This is a genomic window from Mesorhizobium sp. M0500 (assembly GCF_040321165.1).
Classification (GTDB): Bacteria; Pseudomonadota; Alphaproteobacteria; order Rhizobiales; family Rhizobiaceae; genus Mesorhizobium.
The window spans coordinates 479,375-502,095 of sequence record NZ_JAMYRB010000001.1; the positions used below are offsets into that span (position 1 = coordinate 479,375).

General features: G+C 63.0%; 20 protein-coding genes. 15 read left to right on the plus strand and 5 right to left on the minus strand.

The window, feature by feature from the left end; genetic code table 11:
• Nucleotides 1-195: 195 nt before the first annotated feature.
• On the minus strand, nucleotides 196-1,953 hold the full coding sequence (locus NKI70_RS02380; protein WP_352724084.1) for an adenylate/guanylate cyclase domain-containing protein: 1,758 nt from the start codon (nucleotides 1,951-1,953) through the stop codon (nucleotides 196-198).
• 304 nt (nucleotides 1,954-2,257) lie between these two features.
• Entirely contained in the window at nucleotides 2,258-3,373 is a 1,116-nt protein-coding gene (locus tag NKI70_RS02385; RefSeq protein WP_352724086.1) for a hypothetical protein, read from the minus strand.
• A gap of 522 nt (nucleotides 3,374-3,895) precedes the next feature.
• Between NKI70_RS02385 and NKI70_RS02390 the strand changes: the two genes are divergently transcribed.
• The 13 genes from NKI70_RS02390 to NKI70_RS02450 all read left to right on the plus strand — a co-directional run bounded on the left by NKI70_RS02390 (nucleotide 3,896) and on the right by NKI70_RS02450 (nucleotide 17,874).
• Nucleotides 3,896-5,023, plus strand: a complete 1,128-nt coding sequence (locus tag NKI70_RS02390) for a transporter substrate-binding protein (RefSeq protein WP_352692175.1) — start codon at nucleotides 3,896-3,898, stop codon at nucleotides 5,021-5,023.
• Complete coding sequence (locus tag NKI70_RS02395; RefSeq protein WP_352455770.1) at nucleotides 5,020-5,622, plus strand: ANTAR domain-containing response regulator; 603 nt, start codon at nucleotides 5,020-5,022, stop codon at nucleotides 5,620-5,622. Before NKI70_RS02390 ends, NKI70_RS02395 begins: the two co-directional genes overlap by 4 nt.
• A gap of 19 nt (nucleotides 5,623-5,641) precedes the next feature.
• On the plus strand, nucleotides 5,642-6,508 hold the full coding sequence (locus NKI70_RS02400) for an ABC transporter permease (protein ID WP_352724308.1): 867 nt from the start codon (nucleotides 5,642-5,644) through the stop codon (nucleotides 6,506-6,508).
• Complete coding sequence (locus tag NKI70_RS02405) at nucleotides 6,505-7,425, plus strand: ABC transporter permease (RefSeq protein WP_352592449.1); 921 nt, start codon at nucleotides 6,505-6,507, stop codon at nucleotides 7,423-7,425. Before NKI70_RS02400 ends, NKI70_RS02405 begins: the two co-directional genes overlap by 4 nt.
• A 32-nt stretch (nucleotides 7,426-7,457) precedes the next feature.
• Nucleotides 7,458-9,101 (plus strand): ABC transporter substrate-binding protein, encoded by a 1,644-nt coding sequence (locus tag NKI70_RS02410; protein WP_352692174.1) that lies wholly within the window; start codon nucleotides 7,458-7,460, stop codon nucleotides 9,099-9,101.
• Nucleotides 9,091-10,035, plus strand: coding sequence for an acetamidase/formamidase family protein (locus NKI70_RS02415; protein ID WP_352692173.1), 945 nt, complete (start codon nucleotides 9,091-9,093; stop codon nucleotides 10,033-10,035). Before NKI70_RS02410 ends, NKI70_RS02415 begins: the two co-directional genes overlap by 11 nt.
• Nucleotides 10,032-11,828, plus strand: coding sequence for an ABC transporter ATP-binding protein (locus NKI70_RS02420; protein WP_352724088.1), 1,797 nt, complete (start codon nucleotides 10,032-10,034; stop codon nucleotides 11,826-11,828). The genes NKI70_RS02415 and NKI70_RS02420 overlap by 4 nt, the downstream gene beginning before the upstream one ends.
• Nucleotides 11,829-12,032: 204 nt before the next feature.
• A complete protein-coding gene (locus NKI70_RS02425; RefSeq protein ID WP_352724090.1) occupies nucleotides 12,033-12,917 on the plus strand; it encodes a dihydrodipicolinate synthase family protein in 885 nt (294 codons plus the stop codon).
• Between the two features lie 39 nt (nucleotides 12,918-12,956).
• Nucleotides 12,957-13,616 carry a GntR family transcriptional regulator gene (locus NKI70_RS02430; protein ID WP_352698291.1) on the plus strand — a complete coding sequence of 220 codons (660 nt, stop codon included), beginning with the start codon at nucleotides 12,957-12,959 and terminating at the stop codon, nucleotides 13,614-13,616.
• A 61-nt stretch (nucleotides 13,617-13,677) separates the two neighbouring features.
• Nucleotides 13,678-15,015, plus strand: coding sequence for an extracellular solute-binding protein (locus tag NKI70_RS02435; protein WP_023674177.1), 1,338 nt, complete (start codon nucleotides 13,678-13,680; stop codon nucleotides 15,013-15,015).
• A 35-nt stretch (nucleotides 15,016-15,050) separates the two neighbouring features.
• On the plus strand, nucleotides 15,051-15,953 hold the full coding sequence (locus NKI70_RS02440) for a carbohydrate ABC transporter permease (RefSeq protein ID WP_245274609.1): 903 nt from the start codon (nucleotides 15,051-15,053) through the stop codon (nucleotides 15,951-15,953).
• On the plus strand, nucleotides 15,954-16,775 hold the full coding sequence (locus NKI70_RS02445) for a carbohydrate ABC transporter permease (RefSeq protein ID WP_023674179.1): 822 nt from the start codon (nucleotides 15,954-15,956) through the stop codon (nucleotides 16,773-16,775).
• A 40-nt stretch (nucleotides 16,776-16,815) separates the two neighbouring features.
• On the plus strand, nucleotides 16,816-17,874 hold the full coding sequence (locus NKI70_RS02450) for an ABC transporter ATP-binding protein (protein ID WP_352698293.1): 1,059 nt from the start codon (nucleotides 16,816-16,818) through the stop codon (nucleotides 17,872-17,874).
• A gap of 30 nt (nucleotides 17,875-17,904) precedes the next feature.
• Here the strand turns inward: NKI70_RS02450 and NKI70_RS02455 are convergent, their stop codons facing one another.
• Together NKI70_RS02455 and NKI70_RS02460 are read right to left on the minus strand one after the other, a co-directional pair.
• The gene (locus NKI70_RS02455; protein ID WP_502897756.1) at nucleotides 17,905-18,978 is read right to left on the minus strand and encodes a Gfo/Idh/MocA family protein; all 1,074 of its coding nucleotides are present in this window, start codon (nucleotides 18,976-18,978) and stop codon (nucleotides 17,905-17,907) included.
• A 60-nt stretch (nucleotides 18,979-19,038) separates the two neighbouring features.
• Nucleotides 19,039-19,695 (minus strand): GntR family transcriptional regulator, encoded by a 657-nt coding sequence (locus NKI70_RS02460; protein WP_352592469.1) that lies wholly within the window; start codon nucleotides 19,693-19,695, stop codon nucleotides 19,039-19,041.
• A gap of 227 nt (nucleotides 19,696-19,922) precedes the next feature.
• On the opposite strand from NKI70_RS02460, the gene NKI70_RS02465 reads away from it, so the two are divergent.
• Nucleotides 19,923-21,080 carry an LLM class flavin-dependent oxidoreductase gene (locus NKI70_RS02465; RefSeq protein WP_352571375.1) on the plus strand — a complete coding sequence of 386 codons (1,158 nt, stop codon included), beginning with the start codon at nucleotides 19,923-19,925 and terminating at the stop codon, nucleotides 21,078-21,080.
• Complete coding sequence (locus tag NKI70_RS02470; protein ID WP_023674185.1) at nucleotides 21,080-21,562, plus strand: flavin reductase family protein; 483 nt, start codon at nucleotides 21,080-21,082, stop codon at nucleotides 21,560-21,562. Before NKI70_RS02465 ends, NKI70_RS02470 begins: the two co-directional genes overlap by 1 nt.
• Here NKI70_RS02470 and NKI70_RS02475 read toward each other — a convergent pair.
• Entirely contained in the window at nucleotides 21,547-22,614 is a 1,068-nt protein-coding gene (locus NKI70_RS02475) for a LacI family DNA-binding transcriptional regulator (RefSeq protein WP_352455781.1), read from the minus strand. The two genes, NKI70_RS02470 and NKI70_RS02475, sit on opposite strands and share 16 nt — an antisense overlap.
• Nucleotides 22,615-22,721 lie beyond the last annotated feature (107 nt).

Genomic DNA, 22,721 nt, shown 5'->3' on the forward strand with positions numbered 1-22,721 from the left:
GGCGGGAGGTTGCCGTTCGTCTCATCTGCCAGACGAGCACGTTGCGCCAGGAGCGGAAGCTTAGCAGGGGTCACGCCAGCGCCCAGTTAGCGCTACGAAGCAGACCTTCAGCCTGTGCCGGAAGCGGGGCCTGGCTTACCAAGTGGCATATCCAGGAAGCGCGTCCCCCTCCTCAGCTAGGCACCGTTTTCGGCTCTACGCTATACCTGCGCGACGAGCCCCTTCCTTAATCGCAGCGAGGGCCAGAGGATTGGTGACGGGATAGGTTCGGATGAAGTTCTCGACGGTGAACCTTGGAAACTCGACGGCAATCCGCCTGGCGATCGACTGCGCCTGCGCCGGCTCTTCGAGCAGCGCGTGACACAGGGCACGGAACATCAGAGTGACGGGAATATCCGGCGGACTTTGGCGCAGCGACGACAGACTGTCGGCATAGCGACCGGCGACGAACCGCGCCCGGGCGAGCTGCGCGTAGTACCAACTCGGAGCCTGCGGATTGAGGCGAAGCGCCCGTTCGGCAAGAGCACAGCCTTCTTCCGGATTTCCACACACGAGAGCTCGGCTTGAGGCAAGCATCGACAGCACATCGGCGTCATTGGGTGCCAGGGCCAGCGCCCGGTCGTATTCCTCTGCGGCCCCGCTGATATCGCCGTCAATGGCGCGGAGAGCGCCCATGTAAAGGCGCGTCATCGGATCGGCAGGGTCGAGCGCCAGAGCCTTTTCCACGCATTCTCGCCAGCGCTCGACCGAAGCGGCTGAATCTGGCGTGAAGGCATTGAAGGCATCGACCGCATGTGCCAATCCCAACGTCATCCAGGCCCGCGCGAAGCCGGGGTCGAGTTCCACGGCGCGGGACAGCATGCGCATGGCTTCTGCCCTCGCATCGGTCGTGAATCTGTCGTGCAGTTCCACCCCGAGTAGATAACAGTCGTAAGCACCCAGGCTCGAGGGAGGCTTCCGCCGAGCCACCTCGCGCCCGAGATTGGCGAGCTTGCCGAAAGTGCCTGCCAGGGCATTGATGACGTTCTGTGTGATGCTGTCCTGCATGAGAAAAAAATCATCGGTCGACTCGTCGAACCGCGCCGACCAGAGGTTGGCTCCGGTCCGGGTGTCGACCAGCTGCACCGCGACGCGGACACGCCGCCCGATCGCCTGGAGGGTACCTTCCAGCAGGTAATCGGCGTTCAGTTCCCGTCCAACCGAGCGTGTGTCGCTCGCCCGTCCCCGATAGGACTGCATGGTCTGGCGCGAAATGACCGCAAGGTCGGGATAGCGCGCTAGGTCGCCGATCATGTCGGCCGACAGGCCGTCTGCCAGCCGCGTCCAGCCGTCGTCGGCGCTCAGGTTTTCGAACGGCAAAACCGCAATTACCGGCGGCTTACTGTCCTCGCCGGAAGAAAGGCCTGGTTTGGCACCGACGATCTTGCCCGCAGTAGCGGGGTCGATCAAGACACGGTACACGCGAACCGGTTCGGCGATACTTTTCATTTTCTGCACGCCGAGTGAGGCAAAGCCGATCGGCACCTTTCCCCTCACATGGTCGCAGGCGGTGGCGGAAATCGCGATTCCTCCAGGTTCCGCCAGCCCTTGCAGCCGATCGGCGATGTTCACCGCATCGCCGTGGATGTCGTCACCCTCAACGATAACATCGCCCAGATTGATGCCGATGCGGAAATCAAGCCGCCGTTCTGGCTGCGTGAGAACGTTCACCTCCGCCTTCTGTTGCTGGATTTCGACGGCGCAGCGTAGGGCGTCGACCACACTGTGGAACTCGACCAGCATCCCATCTCCCATGGTTTTCACCAGTCGACCATGGTGCGCAGCGATCCTTGGCTCGAATACTTCGTTCAGGTCGGTTCGGAAAAGCGCACGCGTACGCTCGTCGTCGATCTGGCTCAAGCGGCCATAGCCGACGACATCGGCAATCAGGACGGCTGCGAGATGACGTTCCATCCCCCCAATCCTTCGCGGATTGTTACCCGCTTTCCAAGCTTACAGCAGGTCGCAGGTTGATGCCATTGCCGCCGCCCCTGAAAGACAGCTTTTCGGGTCTGTGTACCATGCTGCATGAGAGCCCGAATGTCGGACAAGGGTCAGATCGCGCCATGCGACGCTCCCAACTGGATGACGGCAAAGGGTCGAACTCGGTCGTTCAGAGTGATTGGGTTTTGACCCAACCATTTTGCAGCCAAGTGGAAACGCGCCTAAAATAAATAGATAGAGCGGGATGCTCGGTTCAACTTGAAAGCATCCCGCCTCAGCTGAAACGGCTGCCGATCAGCCGGCTCCACTGCTCGCCCGCAAGCCCGTTCAGGAAAACTTGCGAGTTCTTCATGGCGTCCAGAAGCTCTGGATCGCGCGAATGCACCACCGTTGAGGCAACGGTCAGGAAAGCAATGCGTCGTCCAAGCATCGCCTCCAGAAGTGCAGGTTGAATGCGTCCGCGCACGCCGCTGACGCCGCGCGCGGCGGCGTGATCGATCAGACAGTCAATCACCGGGCCCGCCTGGCCGGGGAGGGCGAAGATCTGCAGCACGCGACCAATTTCATACTTTCGTGCGTAATAGGCGAAAGCGCCGACATTGGTGCCGACTGGCGACGTCACACAAACGTAGACAAGCTCGCCCAGATCCGGCTTTTGTGCCGCATCGGTCAGGATGTGGTCGAGTTGGCCTTTCGTCCAATCTGGGCGCAGGGCGAATTGAGCGGTCAACGGTTCGATGAGCCTGGCAAATGCGTGGCTGTCGATTTCGGATGTACGAAATGCTCCGTGGCCTGCCCCGTCCACCGCCACACCCGACCAACGTCGTTCGCTGGACGTCATCCTTCTGCAGTAAAATCGGTCGACTGTCCGCGCCAGCGGACTGAGCATTCGCGCAAGCGCCATGCGATTGGCGGAAAGGCTGAGCATGAAGGCCGCGGGGCGCATCACGCGGACCCAGTCAAGGCTGTATTGCGGCAGGACCACGCCGCGCAGCCGGGTCCACAATTTCACGGAAATATCGTTGGCCGTCTCGCTGAAGGAGATGTCCTGCGGACCATCCAGGTAAGCTTTCAGCAAGCGGGCGCCGGCCAGCGGGTCGTGCTCATGGTCCTCGACCATGAGCGAGCTACAGATGGCCGCGCGTAGTTGTCGGCCGTTGAACGTCATCGGCAGGACGTGGACGCCGACAAATCCGGAGACGCGACCGGCGTCGTTGACATGGACAAGCGACCGGAGGTTGTCTGCGCAACCGGGCGCATCCAGATAAAACCGTTTCATGTATTCCACGAGAGAGGCCGGCGCTTCGGTCCTCTCCTTCAACAGCACGCGCTGAAACATGTTCGCAACTGCCGGGAGGTCGGCGCCTTGCAAGGCGCGAATGACGCTCAAGCCCGGCTCCCGCCACCAAAGTCCCATCCACCGAGCTTCCGGGCCAAGGCGACGCGAGGCACGAGAACATCGGGCGCGCGTTCCAACTCGACGCCCATGAAGCCGTGCAACCTCGGCCAGTTGCGATCGCCCCGGTGACCGAACGGAGTGCTGAATTGCTGCGGCAAGGTGGAACCCTTTGCTTGACCGACGAAAAACCGGCGTCATTGCTGCTAGCAGATTCAGGTAAACCGATATTAAAGTCGTTGCTTTGAATGGTAGCGAACCGGGTTTGTCCGGCCCCATACCTGGACATCAGCAATTTTGGTTCCTGGCGGACTCTACACGACCAGCGGCATGAGTTGCGTGCTCCGCGCCGAACCGTTTCGGCTGGCCAAAGTTTCGCGTGGCGGCTCTTGACTGGGAGCGCGGGCGTAATACGGTGAGGACAAATACCGGCTCTGACCGCCGGGCGGCAAGAATGCCTCGTATGCTCTCGCCTGGCGGCGGTGGCTGCGGGGCATTGTCATTTTGAGGCATTGCTTGAAACGGCATATCGAGATCGGCATTCTCTATTCGCGGTCCGGCAACTACCGGCTGGTGTCCGAATCCTGCCGTGCGGGTGCGATGAACGCCATCGCCGACGTCAACGCCGATCCCGCTATCCCATTCGAATTCATCCCGATCGAGCGCGACCCGCAGGGCAACATCGATCGCTATGCAAGCGGCTGCGCGGACATCCTCGCCAACAGCGGCGCGCGTCACATCGTTGGCTGCGTCACCTCGTGGAGCCGCAAGGAGGTCATTCCAATCCTGGAGAGGGCAGGCAGCACGCTGTGGTACGCCTGCCCGTACGAGGGCTTCGAAGCCAACGAGCATGTCGTCTACACACACGCCTGCCCCAATCAGCATCTCGTACCGCTGCTTGCCTATGTCGTGCCTCGTTTCGGCGCCGACGGCTTCCTGCTCGGTTCCAACTACATCTGGGGTTGGGAGACCAACCGCGTGGCGCGCGACCTGATTGCGGACGCTGGCGGCAAGGTGCTGGGCGAACGTTATCTGCCGCTCGGCGAGGTCGATGTTGCGCGGCTGATCGCGGAGATACAGGCGACGAGACCTGATTTCATTCTGAACAATCTCATCGGCCCTTCTTCTTATGCCTTCATCGCTGCCTATGCGGAGCTTGGCCGGCGCGACCCGCATTTCAGGCCGGAGCGTTGCCCGATCCTGTCCTGCAATCTCACGGAATGCGAATTGCCGGCACTCAACGGGGCAGGCGATGGCCACCTTTCCGTTGGGCCCTATTTTCACGACATCTCGGGGGCGGATCGCGGTGCGGCTCCAGTGCCGTCCGTCATGCCGGCCTCATCCTTCGAGGCGGCGGCTTATGCCTCGGTGCGCATGCTCGCCGAGATCCTCACCCGCAACCCCGGTGCACAATGGACGGACCTTCCCAAGTTCTTTACCGAAACATCATTTCGAACGCCACTGGGCGACATCGCCATCGACCCGCAAACCCAGCATGCTACCTTGCCGGTGCTAATCGGACGTATCGATGGAACATCGTTCAAAACGGTCACGCTGACGAAGGGCGTGGCACCCGATCCCTACCTTTCCCGCTATGACCGGACGGAGACGTTCGGGCGGCCACGCCTGCGGGTGGTGTCGTGAGCAAGATGGCGCGTATCCCGAACCTTGGAGGCGCCAGGGCTTTTGTCCTGCATCGTCCACATCCGACCGTGCAGGCGATCACAAGGCAATTGTCGGCCATCGGCCTTGAGGCGATTGGCTTCTGGCCGGAACTGCCGGCCGAAGCCTTGGCGGCGGACTTCGTCTTCTTCGACGTCGATCTCGGCTTTGACGAGCAATTTCCGTGGAAGCCGGGCGAGGCACCGATGCCGCTGATAGCACTGATCGGCTCCGAGGCGCCGGGGCGCGTCGAATGGGCATTGTCGCACAAGGCCGATGCGCAGTTGCTGAAACCGGTCGGCAATGCCGGCGTCTATAGCGCGCTTTTGATCGCAAGGCAGAGTTTCGAGGCGCGCAAGCTTCTGGCCAGCGAGATTGCCTCGCTTCGTCAGCGGGTCGCGGAGCGCCAGACCATCGTACGCGCGGTGGAGGTCTTGTCGAAGGGCGCCGAGGACGGCCGTGCCTATGCGCAGCTCCGCTCGCTGGCGATGAGCTGGCAAATCAGTGTCGAGGAAGCCGCGCGCAGGATCGTGGCGATGACACAAGAAGAAGGCGACGATGACCAATCCGATCGCGCCTGAGCTTTCGGCCGCCGGGCGTATGCCAGCCAAGCCTCGCGCCGGCGTCTGGCGACGTCTGCTAAAACGGCCTCTCGCTTTGCTCGGCCTCGGGATTATTGCCGTTGTCTTGGCCGGCGCCATTCTTGCACCGTGGCTGACAGGCTACGATCCAAACGAGCAGATGTTCGACGGGCTCACGCTTGAAGGCGCGCCACTGCCGCCGGGGGCCCAATTCTGGCTGGGCACCGACCTGCTTGGCCGCGACCTGCTGACCCGTCTCCTTTTCGGCGCGCGCACGTCGCTGATCATCGGCATCGTCGCCAATGGCGTGGCGCTTCTGATCGGCACGTTGGTCGGCATCACGGCCGGCTATTTCCGCGGCTGGATCGGCAGCGCGCTTATGCGTTTCACCGATTTGATGATGGCCTTCCCGGCGCTGCTGCTCGCCATCTGCCTGGCGGCGGTGCTCCAGCCGAGCCTATGGATCGTCGCCATGGTGATCGCATTGGTGAACTGGGTGCAGACCGCCCGCGTCATCTACACCGAGACAAGTTCGCTCTCCGAGCGCGAGTTCATCGATGCCGAGCGCACCATCGGCGCAAGCGCCCCGCGCATCCTGTTTCGTCATATCCTGCCGCACCTTTTGCCGATGATCATCGTCTGGGGCACGCTCGGCATCTCGACGACGGTGCTTCTTGAAGCGACGCTCAGCTATCTCGGCATCGGCGTGCAACCGCCGACTGCTTCCTGGGGCAACATCATCTTCGAAAACCAAACCTATTTTCAGGCAGCGCCCTGGCTGGTTTTCTTTCCGGGTGCGGCGATCCTGGCGCTGGCGCTAGCCTTTAACCTGGTCGGCGATGCGCTGCGCGACATCCTCGATCCGACGCAAAGGGGGCGGGCATGATCGCCTATCTCGGCCGCCGCGTTGTCCAGTCCGTGCTCATCTTGCTCGGCGTCTCCCTGATCACCTTTGCGTTGCTCTATCTGCTGCCCGCCGATCCCGTCCGCCAGATCGCCGGCCGCAGCGCCACGCCCGAGACGGTCGAAAACATCCGCCGGCAGCTCGGCCTCGATCAGCCCTTCGTCGTCCAGTATTGGCACTATCTGATCAGTCTGCTCAGCGGCGATCTGGGGCGCTCCTACATCCAGCGCTCGGAGGTCACGGAGCTTATCGTCTCGCGGCTGCCGGCAAGCCTGCTGCTGATGCTCGGCGCAATTGCCTGCGAAGTCGTGATCGGGCTGACGATGGGCCTCATCGCCGCCGTCAAGCGTGGCACCGCCACCGACCAGTCGCTGATGGTCGCCTCCTTCGTCGGCGTCTCGGCGCCGCAATTCGTCGTCGGCCTGCTGCTGCTTTATGTGTTCGCGGTGCGGCTCGGCTGGTTCCCGATCGGCGGTTACGGCACCTGGCGTCATCTGGTGCTGCCATCGCTGACCATGGGAATTCTCGGTGCCGGCTGGTACGCCCGCATGATGCGCTCGTCGATGATCGACGTGCTGCGCCAGGATTACGTGCGTACCGCGCGTGCCAAGGGTCTTACACGCAGCGCCATTATCTTCCGGCACGCGCTGCCCAACGCCATCCTGCCGGTCATCGCCATGATCGGCATCGACATCGGCATCTTCATGGGCGGCATCGTGGTTGTCGAAAGCGTGTTCGGCTGGCCAGGCATCGGCCAGCTAGCCTGGCAGGCCATTCAGCGCATCGATATTCCGATCATCATGGGGGTCACCCTGGTTTCGGCCTTTGCCATCGTGCTCGGCAATCTCCTGGCCGACACTGTCGCACCGTTCATCGATCCACGCATCAAGCTCAGATGAAAACCAAGAAAACCAGAGAAAGGGAACATGACATGAGAAAATATCTGATATCGACCGTGGCGGCATCGGCGCTTGCGCTGGTGCTTGGCATGACAAGCGTACGTGCCGAAGACGCCGTCGATCCGAATGCCAAGCAGGGCGGCGCGATCACCATCACCTACAAGGACGACGTCGCCACGCTCGATCCGGCCATCGGCTATGACTGGCAGAACTGGTCGATGATCAAGAGCCTGTTCGACGGGCTGATGGACTACGAGCCGGGCACCACCAACCTGCGGCCCGACCTTGCCGAGAGCTACGAGATTGCGCCCGACGGCAAGACCTTCACCTTCAAGCTGCGCCACGGCGTGAAGTTCCACAATGGCCGCGAGATGACCGCCGACGACGTGAAATATTCGCTCGACCGGGTCACCAATCCAAAGACACAGAGCCCGGGTGCCGGCTTCTTCGGCTCGATCAAAGGCTATGACAACGTCGCTGCCGGCAAGGCGGAAAGCCTGGCGGGCATAACCGTCGTCGATCCCTACACGATCAAGTTCGAGCTGACCCGGCCCGACGCCACCTTCCTGCATGTCATGGCGATCAACTTCTCGCATGTCGTGCCGAAGGAAGAAGTCGAAAAATACGGCGCGGACTTCGGCAAACATCCGGTCGGAACCGGCGCCTTCAAGCTCGCCGAATGGACGCTCGGCCAGCGCGTGGTCTTCGAGCGCAACCCGGATTACTGGCACAAGGGTCTGCCGCATCTCGACAAGATCACCTTTGAGATCGGCCAGGAGCCGATCGTGGCGCTGCTGCGGCTCCAGAAAGGCGAGATCGACGTTCCCGGCGACGGCATTCCGCCGGCGAAATTCCAGGAGGTGATGGCCGATCCCGAGCAGAAGGCCCGTGTCGTCGAGGGCGGCCAGTTGCACACCGGCTATATCACCATGAATACCACCATGGCGCCCTTCGACAACGTGAAGGTGCGGCAGGCGGTCAACATGGCGATCAACAAGGACCGCATCGTCCAGCTGATCAACAACCGTGCGGTGCCGGCCAATCAGCCGTTGCCGCCGTCGATGCCCGGCTATGACAAGGCATTCAAGGGCTATCCCTATGACCTGGCCAAGGCCAAGGCCTTGCTTGCCGAGGCCGGGCATCCCGACGGATTTGACACGCAGCTGTTTGCCATGAACACCGATCCCAACCCGCGCATCGCGCAGGCCATTCAGCAGGATCTGGCGGCGGTCGGCATCAAGGCCAGCATCCAGTCGCTCGCGCAGGCCAACGTCATCGCCGCCGGCGGCGACAAGGCCGGTGCGCCGATGATCTGGTCCGGCGGCATGGCCTGGATCGCCGACTTCCCCGATCCGTCGAACTTCTACGGCCCGATCCTCGGCTGCGCTGGTGCCGTCCCGGGCGGCTGGAACTGGTCGTGGTATTGCAACAAGGAGCTCGACGCCAAGGCGGCCGAAGCCGACTCAATCGTCGACCCGGCCAAGGCTGGCGAACGCGCCAAGATGTGGAGCGAGATCTACGGCAAGATCATGGAAGACGCGCCTTGGGCACCGGTCTTCAACGAGCAGCGTTTCACCATGAAATCAACCCGCATGGGTGGTGCCGACAACCTCTACGTCGACCCGGTCCACATCCCGATCAACTACGACAATGTGTATGTGACCGATGTGCAATAACTGCGACTACACCATCCACGGGCGCCACCATCATTTCGGCTGGGACAATTCCTTTGTCCCGACCGAACGGGTGGCGCCAGGGTCGACGATCGAGTTCCAGTGCCTGGACTCGTCCGGCGGGCAGCTGACGATGGAGAGCACCGTCGACGACGTTGCTTTGCTCGACTTTGCCAAGGTGAACCCGGTCACTGGGCCAATCTATGTCGAAGGGGCAGAGCCGGGCGATGCCCTGAAAATCACCATCGAGGCGTTCAAGCCGTCCGGCTTCGGCTGGACGGCGAATATCCCGGGATTCGGTCTGCTGGCGGATGACTTCACTCAACCGGCACTGAATATCTGGAAGTACGACGCCGCCTCGCTCGAACCGGCGCTGTTCGGCAAGAGCGGCCGGGTGCCGCTCAAGCCCTTCGCCGGCACCATCGGCAGTGCCCCGGCTGAGCCGGGTCTGCATTCGGTGGTCCCGCCGCGGCGCGTGGGCGGCAATCTGGACATCCGCGATCTCGCCGCCGGCACGGTTCTCTACCTGCCCGTGGAGGTCGCGGGAGCGTTGTTCTCGGTCGGCGACACGCACGCCGCGCAGGGTGACGGCGAGGTCTGCGGCACGGCGATCGAGAGCCCCATGAACGCCGTGCTGACGCTCGATCTGGTCAAGGATGCCCGGCTGCGGACGCCGCGTTTCACAACGCCCGGTCCGGTGTCGCGGCATCTCGACGCCAAGGGCTATGAGGTGACAACCGGTATCGGGCCGGATCTGATGCACGGCGCCAGGAGCGCCGTTTCCCAGATGATCGACCTGCTCTCCGGCCGCTACGGGATGGATCCGGTAGATGCCTATATGCTCGTCTCGGTTTGCGGTGACCTGCGCATCAGCGAGATCGTCGACATGCCCAACTGGGTGGTTTCGTTCTACTTCCCCCGCTGCGTCTTTGAATGAAGGTGGAGGACATCAAACGATCCGGGCAGGCCGCCGCGGAGAGTGGCTCTGTCAGACCGGTACTCAGCGTCTCAGGTCTGAGCGTCGCCGTGCGCGGCGAGGAGGGCGAGCGCGACGTCGTTTCCGACCTGACATTCGGCCTGATGCGCGGCGAAACGCTTTGCATCGCCGGCGAGTCCGGTTCCGGCAAGTCGATGATGGCGCTGGCCATCATGGGCTTGCTGCCGCAGCCGGCGGCACGCATCAGATCAGGCTCCATCCGACTCGGCGATCAGGATCTCGCGGCTCTCAGCGAGAGCCGCATGCGCCGCATCCGCGGCAACCGTATTGCCATGATCTTTCAGGAACCGATGACGTCGCTCAATCCGGTTCTGTCCGTCGGCCGTCAGCTCACGGAGGCGATCGAGGCACACACCTCGATGTCGCGCTCCAACTCGCGGCTGAGGGCGCTCGAGGCGCTGAAGGCAGTCCGAATTCCGGATGCCGAACGGCGGCTCGAGCACTATCCGCACGAACTCTCAGGCGGCATGCGCCAGCGCGTGATGATTGCCATGGCTCTGGCCCTGAACCCGGACGTGCTGATCGCCGATGAGCCGACGACCGCCCTCGATGTTACGGTTCAGGGCGAGGTGCTGGAGCTGCTGCGCGACCTGCAGCGCGAGCACGGCACCAGTGTTATCCTGATCACGCACGACATGGGCGTCGTCGCCGAGATGGCGGACCGCGTCATCATCATGCGCGACGGCCGGATGGTCGAGCAGGGCAGGGCGGCTGACATCTTCAATCGCCCGCAGGCCGACTATACACGCGAGCTTCTGGCCGCCGTGCCGCGTATCGGCGGTGGACGGACGGCCGAAGACCGACAAGATGCCGCCAACATGCCGGCCGAGCTTGTATCTGTCAGCGATCTTCACGTCCGCTTCGACCTGCACGGCGGCTTCTTCGGCCGCGTTGACCGCAGGGTGCACGCGGTCGAAGGCGTGAGTTTCTCGATCGCGCTGCACGAAACCCTGTCGCTGGTCGGCGAATCGGGCTGCGGCAAGTCGACGACGGCCAAGGCGATCGCCGGACTGGTGCCCTTCACCGGCAGCATTTCAATCGGCGGCCACGACCTGTCGGCGCTCAGCCGCAAGGAGCGCAAGGCTGTCCGCCGCAATGTGCAGATGATCTTTCAGGATCCCTTCGCGTCCCTCGACCCGCGCATGCGGGTAGGCGATCTCGTCGCCGAGCCTCTGCTGATCCACGGCCTCGGCGACAGAGAGCAACGGCATGCCCAGATCGCCGCTCTGTTCGAACGCGTCGGCCTCTCCGCTGACCAGATGGAGCGCTATCCCCACGAATTCTCCGGCGGGCAGCGCCAGCGAATCTGCATTGCACGGGCGCTGGCGCTGCGACCAAAGCTGATCATTGCCGACGAGAGCGTCTCTGCTCTCGACGTGTCGGTGCAGGCGCGCGTGTTAAGATTGCTGAAGGAGCTGCAGCGCGAATTCGGCGTCGCATATCTCTTCATCTCGCACGACATGGCGGTGGTCGAGAACATCTCCGATCGCGTGGCGGTAATGTATCTGGGGCAGATCGTCGAGATGGGCACCCGCGACCAGATCTTCTCCAACCCGCGCCATCCTTACACAAAGCGGCTGATCGAAGCCGTTCCGGTTCCCGATCCAAGCCGGCGCCGCGCCAGGTTCGTCCGTTTGGACAGCGAAATTCCAAGCGCTGTGCGGCGCATCGGTGACGAGCCTCGGAAACTCAAGCTCGAAGATGTTGGCGACGGTCACCTCGTCGCCACTTGATCGAGCTTAGGCTGCCTCGTCCAGCCAATCCCGCAGAGACTCGGGGACAGCTGCATATGTGATGTTTCGAGCGGCGAAAATGATCGGCGATGGCGCTGCCGCGGCAGCGCCGTTCGGCGATGTCGAGTTGGCAAGATCACCCGTTTACATCTGACATGTTAGCATGCTAACGCTACGTCCACATTGATTTCAACGGAGATCGCATTGGCTTCCCGCTTTGGTCTTTCGGTTGCCCTGACCACACCCTTCGACCCGTCGGGGCAGATAACGCTCGCACCGATGATCGCGCATGCCCGAGCCTGCCTTGGCGCCGGCTGCAGCAGCGCGACGCTGTTCGGCACCACCGGCGAAGGAGCCTCGGTCGGCACCGACGAGCGACGGATCGTCACCGAGGCCATGCTGGCGGCCGGTATTCCGCCACATCAGCTCGTCGCCGGAGTGCTGGTCGATGCAGCCGAAGATGCCGCCGATCAGGCCCGGCACGCTTTGCAGCGAGGCGTTCGCAACATTCTGCTCGCTCCGCCGAGCTACTTCAAGAATGTCGGCGAGGACGGGCTGTTCGGATGGTTTTCCGCCGTCTTCGCCGCACTCGGTCCGCTGGCGCGCGACGTGCTGCTCTATAACATCCCCTCAGTCACCATGGTGCCGCTCCCGCTTGGGCTGATCGGCCGGCTGCGCGCCGCTTTTCCCGCTGTGGTGGCCGGGGTGAAGGATTCCGGCGGGGACTGGAGCTACAGTGAGGCGCTGCTTGAGGCGCACGGCGATCTGGTGATCCTCATCGGCGACGAACGGCATCTGGCGAGAAGCGTGCGCCGCGGCGGACAGGGCGCGATTTCCGGCATGGCTAATTTTGTTACCGGCGAAATCCGGGCAATGGTCGAAAACGGGGGCGACGACCCACGCGTCGGAGACTTCGTGCTCGAATTGCTCAAATACCCGGTCACGCCGGCGGTGAAGGTCATGGTCGCGCGCAAGACCGGCGACGAGCACTGGCTGGCGGTCCGCCCGCCCCTGGAGGCGATCGATCCGCAGGGACAGCGGCAGCTTGCCGCTGCCTACGACAGGCTGTTTGCGACAGAGGCGGCCTGACCGACAAGGCCGGGCTGACCGACAAGGAAGCGAGCTAAAGTGGAAGACGGCAGCGAACCGATCACTCTCCGGGAGAGAGCCTATGCCAGCTTCACGCGGCATTTGCTGGCCCGCGATCTGCGGCCGGGGCAGTTCGTGTCACAGCGCGAACTGGTCGCTTTCACCGGGCTGCCGCTGGGTGCCATTCGCGAGATCGTCCCGCGTCTCGAGGCCGAGGGACTGCTGACCACCATCCCGCAGCGCGGCATGCAGATCGCGCATATCGATATCAATCTGATCCGCGAGGCGTTTCAGTTTCGGTTGTTCATGGAACGCGAGGCAGTGGCGCTATTCACGACCAGTGCTTCTGATGCCGAACTTGCCCGCATGCGGCGCGAACATGAAGAGATGCTGGCTCAAGCTCTCGGGCAGGCGCCGACGCCGGAAATGGAAGCCAAGGCCCAGAACATCGACTGGGCGATGCACGACACCTTCATCAATGCGCTCGGCAACGAGATTATCGCCAAGGCCTATCTGGTCAACTCGGTGAAAATCCGGCTGATCCACCAGGAGCGTTTCCGCATCGACGGTCGTGTGGTGCCGGTGATGCGCGAACATTTGGCGGTCATCGAAGCCATGGAGAGCCGCAATCCGCAAAAAGCGGTTGAAGCGATCAGTCTGCATATCGACAATGCGCGCCGGCTGGCGCTCCAGATCTGAGGAAATATAGCCGCGCCGCGGTTCGCGGCGCATCCACAACGACAGCAACCGGGAGGAAGAAATGTCGTCCAATCTGTTCAACCCAACCAGGAGGCAACTCCTTGCCGGAACCGCGGCGCTAACCGCTGCCGGCCTTGTGGGGCTTCGCCCCGGCTTTGCCGCAGGCGTTGACTGGAAACGCTTTGCCGGGACGACGCTTGACGTCAATCTGGTGAAAAGCCCGCGCAGCGACACCATCCTGAAATATCTCGCCGAGTTCGAGGAACTGACCGGCATCAAGGTCAATGCCGAGGCAACGCCCGAGCAGCAGCAGCGCCAGAAGACGGTGATCGAGTTGAGCTCGGGCAAGCCGAGCTTCGACGTCGTGCATCTGAGCTACCACGTGCAGAAGCGCCAGTTCGAGAAGGGTGGCTGGCTGGCCGACATCGCCGGCTATCTCGCCGATCCGTCGCTCACCGACCCGGCGCTGGTCGAAAGCGACTTCGCCGAAGCCGGCATGCTGTTTGCCAAGGACGGCCAGGGCGTGCTGCGCTCGCTACCGTTCTCGGTGGACTACTGGATCCTGTATTGGAACAAGGAGCTGTTCGAGGCCAAGGGCCTCAAATACCCAGAGACCTTCGAGCAACTGGTGGCAGCCGCCGAAGCGCTGACCGACCCCTCGACCAATACATACGGCTTCGTCGCCCGCGGGCTCAAGAACGCAAACACGCCGGTGTGGACGTCGCTGATGCTCGGCTACGACATGACGCCGCTAGATGACAAGGGCAAGCTGCGCACCGAGGCTCCCGAGGCGATCGAGGCTGCCGCGCTCTATCAAAGATTGATGACCAAGTCCGCCCCTCCGGGCGTTACCGGGTTCAACTGGGCCGAAGCACAGTCGGCCTTCCTGCAGGGCAAGATCGGCATGTGGCTCGACGGCGTGGGTTTTGCCCCGCCGATGGAAAATCCGGAAAAATCGAGGGTAGTCGGCAAGGTCGGTTACGGCGTGATGCCCAAGGGTCCCAAGGCGCATGCCTCGGGCACCTTCGGCGACGGGATTGGCGTTACCGCCGCCAGCGAGAAGAAGGAGGCTGCCTATCTGTTCTGCCAGTGGGCGGTATCGCCAACCATGGGTGCACGGCTGTTGCAGGCCGGCGCCGGCGTTCCGTTCCGCAAATCCGTGCTGGAGGATCCCAAGGTGCGCGAAGGCGTCACCATGCCGGCAAGCTGGCTTGATGCCGTGGTCGGCTCGGGCAATATCAGTCGGCTGGCACTGCCGGTCATCATCCCGGTCACGGAATTCCGCGACATCTATGGCGTGGCGCTGACCAACATGATTGCCGGCGCCGATCCCGCCGCGGAGCTGAAGAAGGCCACCGAACAGTTCCAGCCGGTTCTCGACAGGAGCGAGCAGGGCTGATGTCGGCCACCACCCCAGAACAGACCGGGGTGACGATGCCGGTTATCGACGGGAGCCAGACGATCCGGCTGGCTCCCAACTACTGGCCTTTCGTTGTCCCCGCACTCGTCGTCGTCGGCGCCGTCATCGTTTTCCCCTGGGCTTTCACCCTGTGGATGAGCGTCAATCGCTGGACGCTCGGCCAGTCGCGGAGCTTTGCCGGGATGGAAAACTATCTCCGCCTGGCCAGCGACCCACGTTTCTGGGAATCCCTTGTTCATACGTTGACCTACACCTTCCTCTCGGTTGCAGCGCCGATGCTGCTGGGCACTCTGGCCGCCCTGATCTTCGATGCCAGGTTTCCGCTGCGCGGCTTGCTGCGCGGCGTCTTCGTCATGCCGATGATGGCGACGCCCGTTGCCGTGGCACTCGTCTGGACTATGATGTTCCATCCTCAGCTTGGCGTGCTCAACTACCTGCTGTCGCTGGTCGGCATCCCGGCTCAGGAATGGATATTCAACGCCAACACGGTCATCCCGTCGCTGGTTGCGGTCGAGACCTGGCAGTGGACGCCGCTGGTCATGCTGATCGTGCTTGGCGGGCTGGCCTCGGTGCCGCGCGAGCCCTTCGAAAGCGCCGAGATCGACGGCGCCAATGCCTGGCAGCAATTCCGCTATCTCACTCTGCCGATGATCGCGCCATTCCTGATGATTGCCGTCATCATCCGCACCATCGATGCTTTGAAGAGCTTCGACATTATCTACGCGATGACCCAGGGCGGGCCGGGAACGGCGTCGGAGACCATCAACATCTATCTCTACAACACCGCCTTCTCCTACTACGATATCGGCTACGGCTCGGCCATGGCCGTGGTGTTCTTCATTGTCATCGTGGCCCTGTCCTTCGTCCTGCTGATGCTGCGCCAACGCTCGCAGTGGATCGATACGGAGGGCAAATAGATGAGTTCACGGCTGCTCAACCAGATCGGGCTGTTTTTCGCTGCCCTGGTTTTCGTCTCGCCGGCGATCCTGTTCTTCCTCTGGATGATCTCGTTGTCGCTGAAATTCGAAATCGATAACGGTGCTTATCCGCCGATCCTGATCCCCGAACGTTTCGCCTGGTCGAACTATGTGAAAGTGTTCGAGGAGAACAATTTCCTGCTCTATCTCTGGAATTCGGTTCTGGTGACCGGCACGGCGACCTTGCTGGCGCTGCTGATCGGCGTACCGGCCGGCTATGGCATCGCACGGCTCAAGGCTGAACGATCGGCGGTCGTCATTATGATCGCCCGCATGACGCCTGGGCTATCCTATCTCATCCCGCTGTTTCTGCTGTTCCAATGGATCGGGATACTCGGCACGCTGTGGCCGCAGATCATCATCCATCTGGTGGTGACGGTGCCGATCGTGGTGTGGGTGATGATCGGCTATTTCGAGACCACGCCGATGGAACTGGAAGAGGCGGCCAACATCGACGGCGCCAGCTCCTGGCAGGTTTTCCGGCTGGTTGCCCTGCCCATCGCCAAGCCGGGCATCGTCGTCGCGTTCATCCTGTCCGTGATCTTCTCGTGGAACAATTTCGTCTTCGGCGTGGTGCTCGCCAGCCGTGAGACGCGCACACTGCCGGTCGCCGTCTACAACATGCTGTCCTACGAGCAGGTCAGCTGGGGGCCGCTCGCCGCGGCGGCGCTGGTGGTGACGTTGCCGGTGCTGATCCTGACCATGTTCGCGCAGAGGCAGATCGTCGCGGGGCTGACCGCCGGCGCCGTCAAGGGCGGCTGAGGGCGCGCCCTGACATCACTCTTTTTCCAGGAAAGATCCAATGGCATCGGTAACGATCAACAACGTGCAGAAGGCCTTCGGGGCCACCAAGATCATTCACGACGTCAGCGTCGATATCGCCGATGGCGAGTTCGTCATCCTGGTCGGCCCGTCGGGATGCGGAAAATCGACGCTGCTGCGCATGATCGCAGGCCTTGAGACGATCTCCGGCGGGAAGATCGCCATCGGCGAGCGTATGGTCAACAATCTGCGGGCACGGGACAGGAACATCGCCATGGTGTTCCAGAATTATGCGCTCTATCCGCATATGACTGTGGCCGACAATATGGGCTTTGCCCTCAAGATCAAGAAAGCCGACCCGACCGATACCGCTGGCCGGGTCAGGAAGGCAGCCGGCATCCTCGGCCTGGAAAAGCTGCTTGACCGCTATCCGCGCCAGCTTTCGGGCGGCCAGCGCCAGCGCGTTGCCATGGGTCGCGCGATCGTACGCGACCCGCAGGTCTTCCTATTCGACGAGCCGCTCTCCAACCTCGATGCCAAATTGCGCGTCCAGATGCGCGGCGAGATCAAGGCCCTGCACCAGCGGCTGGGTACCACGACGATCTATGTCACGCACGACCAGATCGAGGCCATGACGATGGCCGACAAGATCGTCGTGCTGCATGACGGCCTGGTCGAGCAGATCGGCGCGCCGCTGGACCTCTACGACCATCCGGCCAACCTCTTCGTTGCCGGTTTCATCGGCTCGCCCGCCATGAACTTCATCGCTGGCCGCATCGAGGAGGGCGTGTTCCGCAGCGCCGGCGGGTTGATCCTGCCGTTGCCGGAAGGCGCCCAGCCGGCGGATGCCGCGGGACGCGAACTCGTCTACGGCATTCGACCGGAACATATCCGGGCAACCGGGCAGGGCGTGCCGGGCACGATCACGCTTCTCGAGGCGACCGGCTCGGAAATCTTCACCAGGGTCGACTGCTCCGGTGAAGAAATCTCCTGCCTGTTCCGAGAAAGGCTTGCGCTCAAGCAAGGCGAAGGAGTGCGGATCGAAATCGACCGCGCCTGTGCGCATCTGTTCGACGCAGCAACCGGTCGGCGCATCTGACTCGGTGGTCCGCTGAATGCGTGGTCGGCCTTAGGTCGGCAAGGCGAATTCACCGGCGAGTTCGATGGCGCGGCCTTCGCGGGCCGATCTCTGGGCGGCGAGACCCATGACGACGGCCCACCAGCCGTCTTGCAAGGTCACTTCAACCTTGCTCTGTCCGCGCACCGCAGCGGTGAAGCGGGCGTGCTCGAAATAGGTCGAACCGTTATGGTCGCCTGCCTCGAGCAGCCGGGGGTCGACGGGAATCTCCAGCAGTCGTGGTCCAGGCGGATTGCGCGGACTAACGATCAACTGGGGCACTGGCGCAGGGTCAAGGTGGGTCGGCCAGAAACGGCCTGGTCCGGGCACCAGACACTCGATCTTTCCGTCGCCGCCGACAGCGCAGAGTTCCTCCTGGTAGCGGCTGCCCTCAGCAAACATACAGAGTTCCAGCATGGCGCGCGCGCCGCTCGCGAAATCAACCAGCACATAGCCATGGTCAAGGATATCCGGCCTCTCACCGCCATAGCGTTCGTCGAGATGGTTTACGGCCTGTCCAGCGCTCGCCATCACGCGGACGGGGTCGGATCCGAGGATCAGCCGCATCAGGTCGAAGAAGTGGCAGCACTTCTCGACGAACGTGCCGCCGGTGTTGCGGTTGAAGCGGTTCCAGTCGCCGACCTTGGCCAGAAATGGGAAGCGGTGCTCGCGGATCGTCAGCATGCGGATGCCGCCGGTGGCGTGGCCCGCCTGCTCGACGAATACGGCGACGGGGGGCATATAGCGATATTCCATGGCCACCCAGACGAGCGGAAGCCGAGCTTTCAACGCCGCGATCCGCCCCTCGTCGGCGCCCTCGGTGAAGAGCGGCTTTTCCACCAGTACCGGCAGTGGTCGAAGTGCGGCGATCTGTTCCATCTGACCGAGGTGCTGGTGGTTGGGGCTGGCAATCAAGACGCAGTCCACCTCGTCCATGGCCAGCAGTTCGGCGATCGATGCCGCCGATCGCGCGCCCGACGCCGTCGCCAGCGACGCCGCCAACATGCCGGGGTCCGGCTCGACGATCGCGGCCACATGCGCGTCGGGCAACAGAGCGATATTGCGGATATGCTCGCGGCCCATCATGCCGCAGCCGATGATGCCGTAGCCGATCGATGATCTGGTCACGCTGCGTCTTCCTCCGGCCTATCTGAAACGCGTGACGTACCGCGCCGCGCCCGGATCGAACCAACTGCGGGAATATTCCGCGCTGGCGCCGTCGCCAGCCCAGGCGATACGTTCTATGAACCCCACGACCGTCCCCGGCGGTGGCCTGAATTCGAGCGGGGCCCAGTCCGGCGCGGGTGCGACGGCAACATGGTCTTCGGCGCGAACGATCGAAAAGCCGAGCGCGAGCCGGTAGTGGAGATAGAGGGATTCCGACAAATCCTCGCGCTTGAGCCGCTCGGCGCGGCTGACGTCCAGCCAGATCTCCTCGACCGCGGCCGGCTCGCCGTCGAGCCGCCGCAGCCGGCGTATACGGTGGGCTTCGCCGGCACTGCCGAATTGCGGCATGTCGGCGGGCTTGCGCAGTCGCTCGACGGACAGCACGTCGGCGCTCGGCAGGCCGCCGCCGCCGATACGCTCCAGGCGAAAGAAAGCATAGACCCCGAGCAAGTCGCCGCGCGCCCGCACATAGTTACCCGAGCCCTGGATGCGGTCGAGAAGGCCCTTTTCGGTCAAATCTGCCAGCGCCCTCCTGAGCGTCCCGACGGCAATCCCAAGGCTCGCGGCCATCTCGCGCTCGGGCGGCAGCCGCGCCCCGTCGGCCAGCCGTCCGGCCGCGATTTCGCGGATCAGCATTTCGCTGGTCTGCAAGTGCACAGGCAAGGGCCCACGCATCTGGCTGGATCGGTGGCCGGGGTCAGCCCTTGTCAAATGCATCCCGCGTTCCAATCGCATCCCGGTTTCGGGGTTTGGCTCAAATTGATACAGTATTGATCTACACCAAAACGAATGCTACGCAAGCCCTATTCGCAGCTCCGGACCTCTTTGAAGAATGGCCCGGGCTTCTTTTTTGAAGAGTGGCAATGAGCATCGTCCCAATCACTTCGCCGGATCTCGATGCAGCCGAAGTCTCGTGGTTCGCCGCACTCTGCTCGGACGACTATCGCTATCTCGGTGTGCCGGACGGCGCGTTGCGCTCGAGCTGGGCGCATTGCTCCGAGATCGTGAAGACGTCCGAGGAACTAGGTTTCCGCAACATCCTGTGTCCGTCGTCCTATCAGGTCGGCCAGGACACGCTGAGCTTCGTAGCCGGCTGCGCGCCGATCACCTCGAAGATCAATCTGCTCGCCGCGGTGCGCTGCGGCGAGATGCAGCCGATCATGCTGGCGCGCACGATTGCGACGCTGGATCACATGCTGGAAGGCCGGCTGACGGTGAACATCATTTCGTCTGACTTTCCGGGCGAGACGGCCGACAGCGCCTACCGTTATCAGCGTTCGCGCGAGGTTGTGCAGATCCTGCGCCAGGCCTGGACCAGGGACAGCATCGATTTCGAGGGCGAGGTCTATCGCTACAAAGGACTCTCGACGGCGCCAGCGAAGCCCTATCAGCAAAATGGCGGCCCGCTGCTCTATTTCGGCGGTTATTCGCCCGACGCGCTCGAGCTTTGCGCCGAACAGTGCGATGTCTACCTGATGTGGCCGGAAACCAGGGAGGAACTTGCCGGCCGCATGAAGGCCGTCCACGAACGCGCCGAGCGCCATGGGCGGACGCTCGACTACGGCCTGCGCGTCCACATGATCGTGCGCGATACCGAGGCCGAGGCAAAGGAATATGCCCGGGAGCTGGTTTCGAAGCTGGACGACGAGCAGGGCAGGGCGATCCGCGAGCGCGCGCTCGACGCCCGATCGCTCGGCGTATCGCACCAAGCCAGGAACCGCCAGATCGCCGATGCCGAAGGCTATGTCGAGCCGCATCTGTGGACGGGCGTCGGGCGGGCGCGCTCTGGTTGCGGCGCGGCGCTCGTGGGCTCGGCCGATCAGGTTCTGTCGGAAATCGAGACGTATATGAAGATGGGGATCCGCGCCTTCATCTTTTCCGGCTACCCGCATCTCGACGAGGCGCGTCATTTCGGCACCAAGGTGTTGCCTCAGCTCAAGACATGCTCGCTCCCGCACGCCTATGGCCGGGTGCCGGAACGGATCCCGGCGACACCACTGGGAACGGGGGAGCGCCGCTGATGGAGCATGTCGTGTGCGATCCACGCCTTTTGCGCAATGCCTTCGGGCGCTTCGCCACCGGCGTCACGGTCGTCACCACCGGCACGGCCGACGGCCCGGTCGCAATCACTGCCAACAGCTTCTCATCCGTGTCGCTCGATCCGCCGCTGGTGCTCTGGTCTATCGGCCGCCACTCGCGCCGGTTCGAAGCCTTCGCCAATTCCGCGCACTACGCCATTCACGTGCTGGCGGAAGATCAAATCGATCTGTGCTGGCGTTTTTCGAAGTCGGGGACGGACTTTGCCGATCTTGACCTGTCGTGGAGCGAGCACGGCGTGCCATTGCTGCCGCGCGCACTGGCGCGGTTCGAATGCAGCGTCGCCGACCGCTTCCCGGCTGGCGACCATATGATCCTGCTTGGACGTGTCCTTGAACTGCAGACGCAAGAGGGTTTGCCGCTGCTCTTTGCTGGCGGCAAGTCGCGCGCTCAAGAGGCCAGTTGATGACCGCCGGCGCCGCTTCGGGCTGGTGCCGTCGACTGGCGCACCACGAGATTGCAGGCAAGTTCGACGCGACGCGGCGGCGACCCCGAATGGGCCATATCGTCGAGCAGCAGGCTAAGCGCCGCCGATCCGATCTCGCGCATGGGAATGTGCATCGCCGTCAGCGGCGGGTTGCAGAAGGCAGCGAGCGGCAAGTCGTCCATACCGACCACGGACACATCGCCAGGCACCGAATATCCGGCCTCCTGGACGCCGGCGATGGCACCAAACGCCAAGCTGTCGCCGGCCGTCAGCACGGCGGTGAAATCGAGGCCACGGGCCGCGATGCGCTCGGTCACGGCCCTGCTCGCAAGTTCCGGCAGCCAGTCCTGCACCTCAACCACGAAGTCGTCGAAGCCGGCAATTCCGGCTGTGATCAGCGCGTCGCGCCAACCTTCGTAGCGCCGCTCGATCGTGCGCCGGCCACGCCGCATCAGGAACAGGATGCGGCGGTGGCCGAGGCCGATCAGATGCTGCGCCGCAAGCATGGCGGCAGAGCGATTGCAGGGCGTCACGCTCGAATGGCGCATCGAGGGATCGTCGCCGTTGACGAGCACGATCGGCTTGGCGAATCCGGCTGTCAGCGTCAGCACATCGTCATCGTCCAGCGTCAGAAACAGGCAGCCGGCGACGCTGTCGTCGCGCTCGGATTCACGCAGCAGCGCGATTTCGTCCTCGGGCGCCGAAACCGGCCGGGTCACGAGTTCGACGCCCAGCAACCGGGCGCGCTCGTTGAGTCCATCAAGGACATGGTAGGTGAACTGATTGCGGGCACTGTCCACCATTGCCACGCTGCTTGCGGCCAGGATGACCTTGCGGCCGGCAACCGAGGCGGGAATGGCATAGTTCATCGACTTCGCCGTTTCGATGATCCTGGTGCGAAGCTCGTCCCTCACGCCGCCGACGCCGCTCAGCGCACGGGAGGCGGTGCTGACCGACACGCCGCAACGCGCCGCTATCTCTTCAAGTCGAATGCGGCGGCTGGGGCGGCCGCGCTTGCCCTGGATATTCATCCGCTCCGTCACCTCCGGCAAAGTCATCCGATTAATGCAAAAAATTTTCAGATTGCGCAAGAAAAATGGCTGTGAAACAGTTCCGATGAAGCGGGAGAAACGGGAGG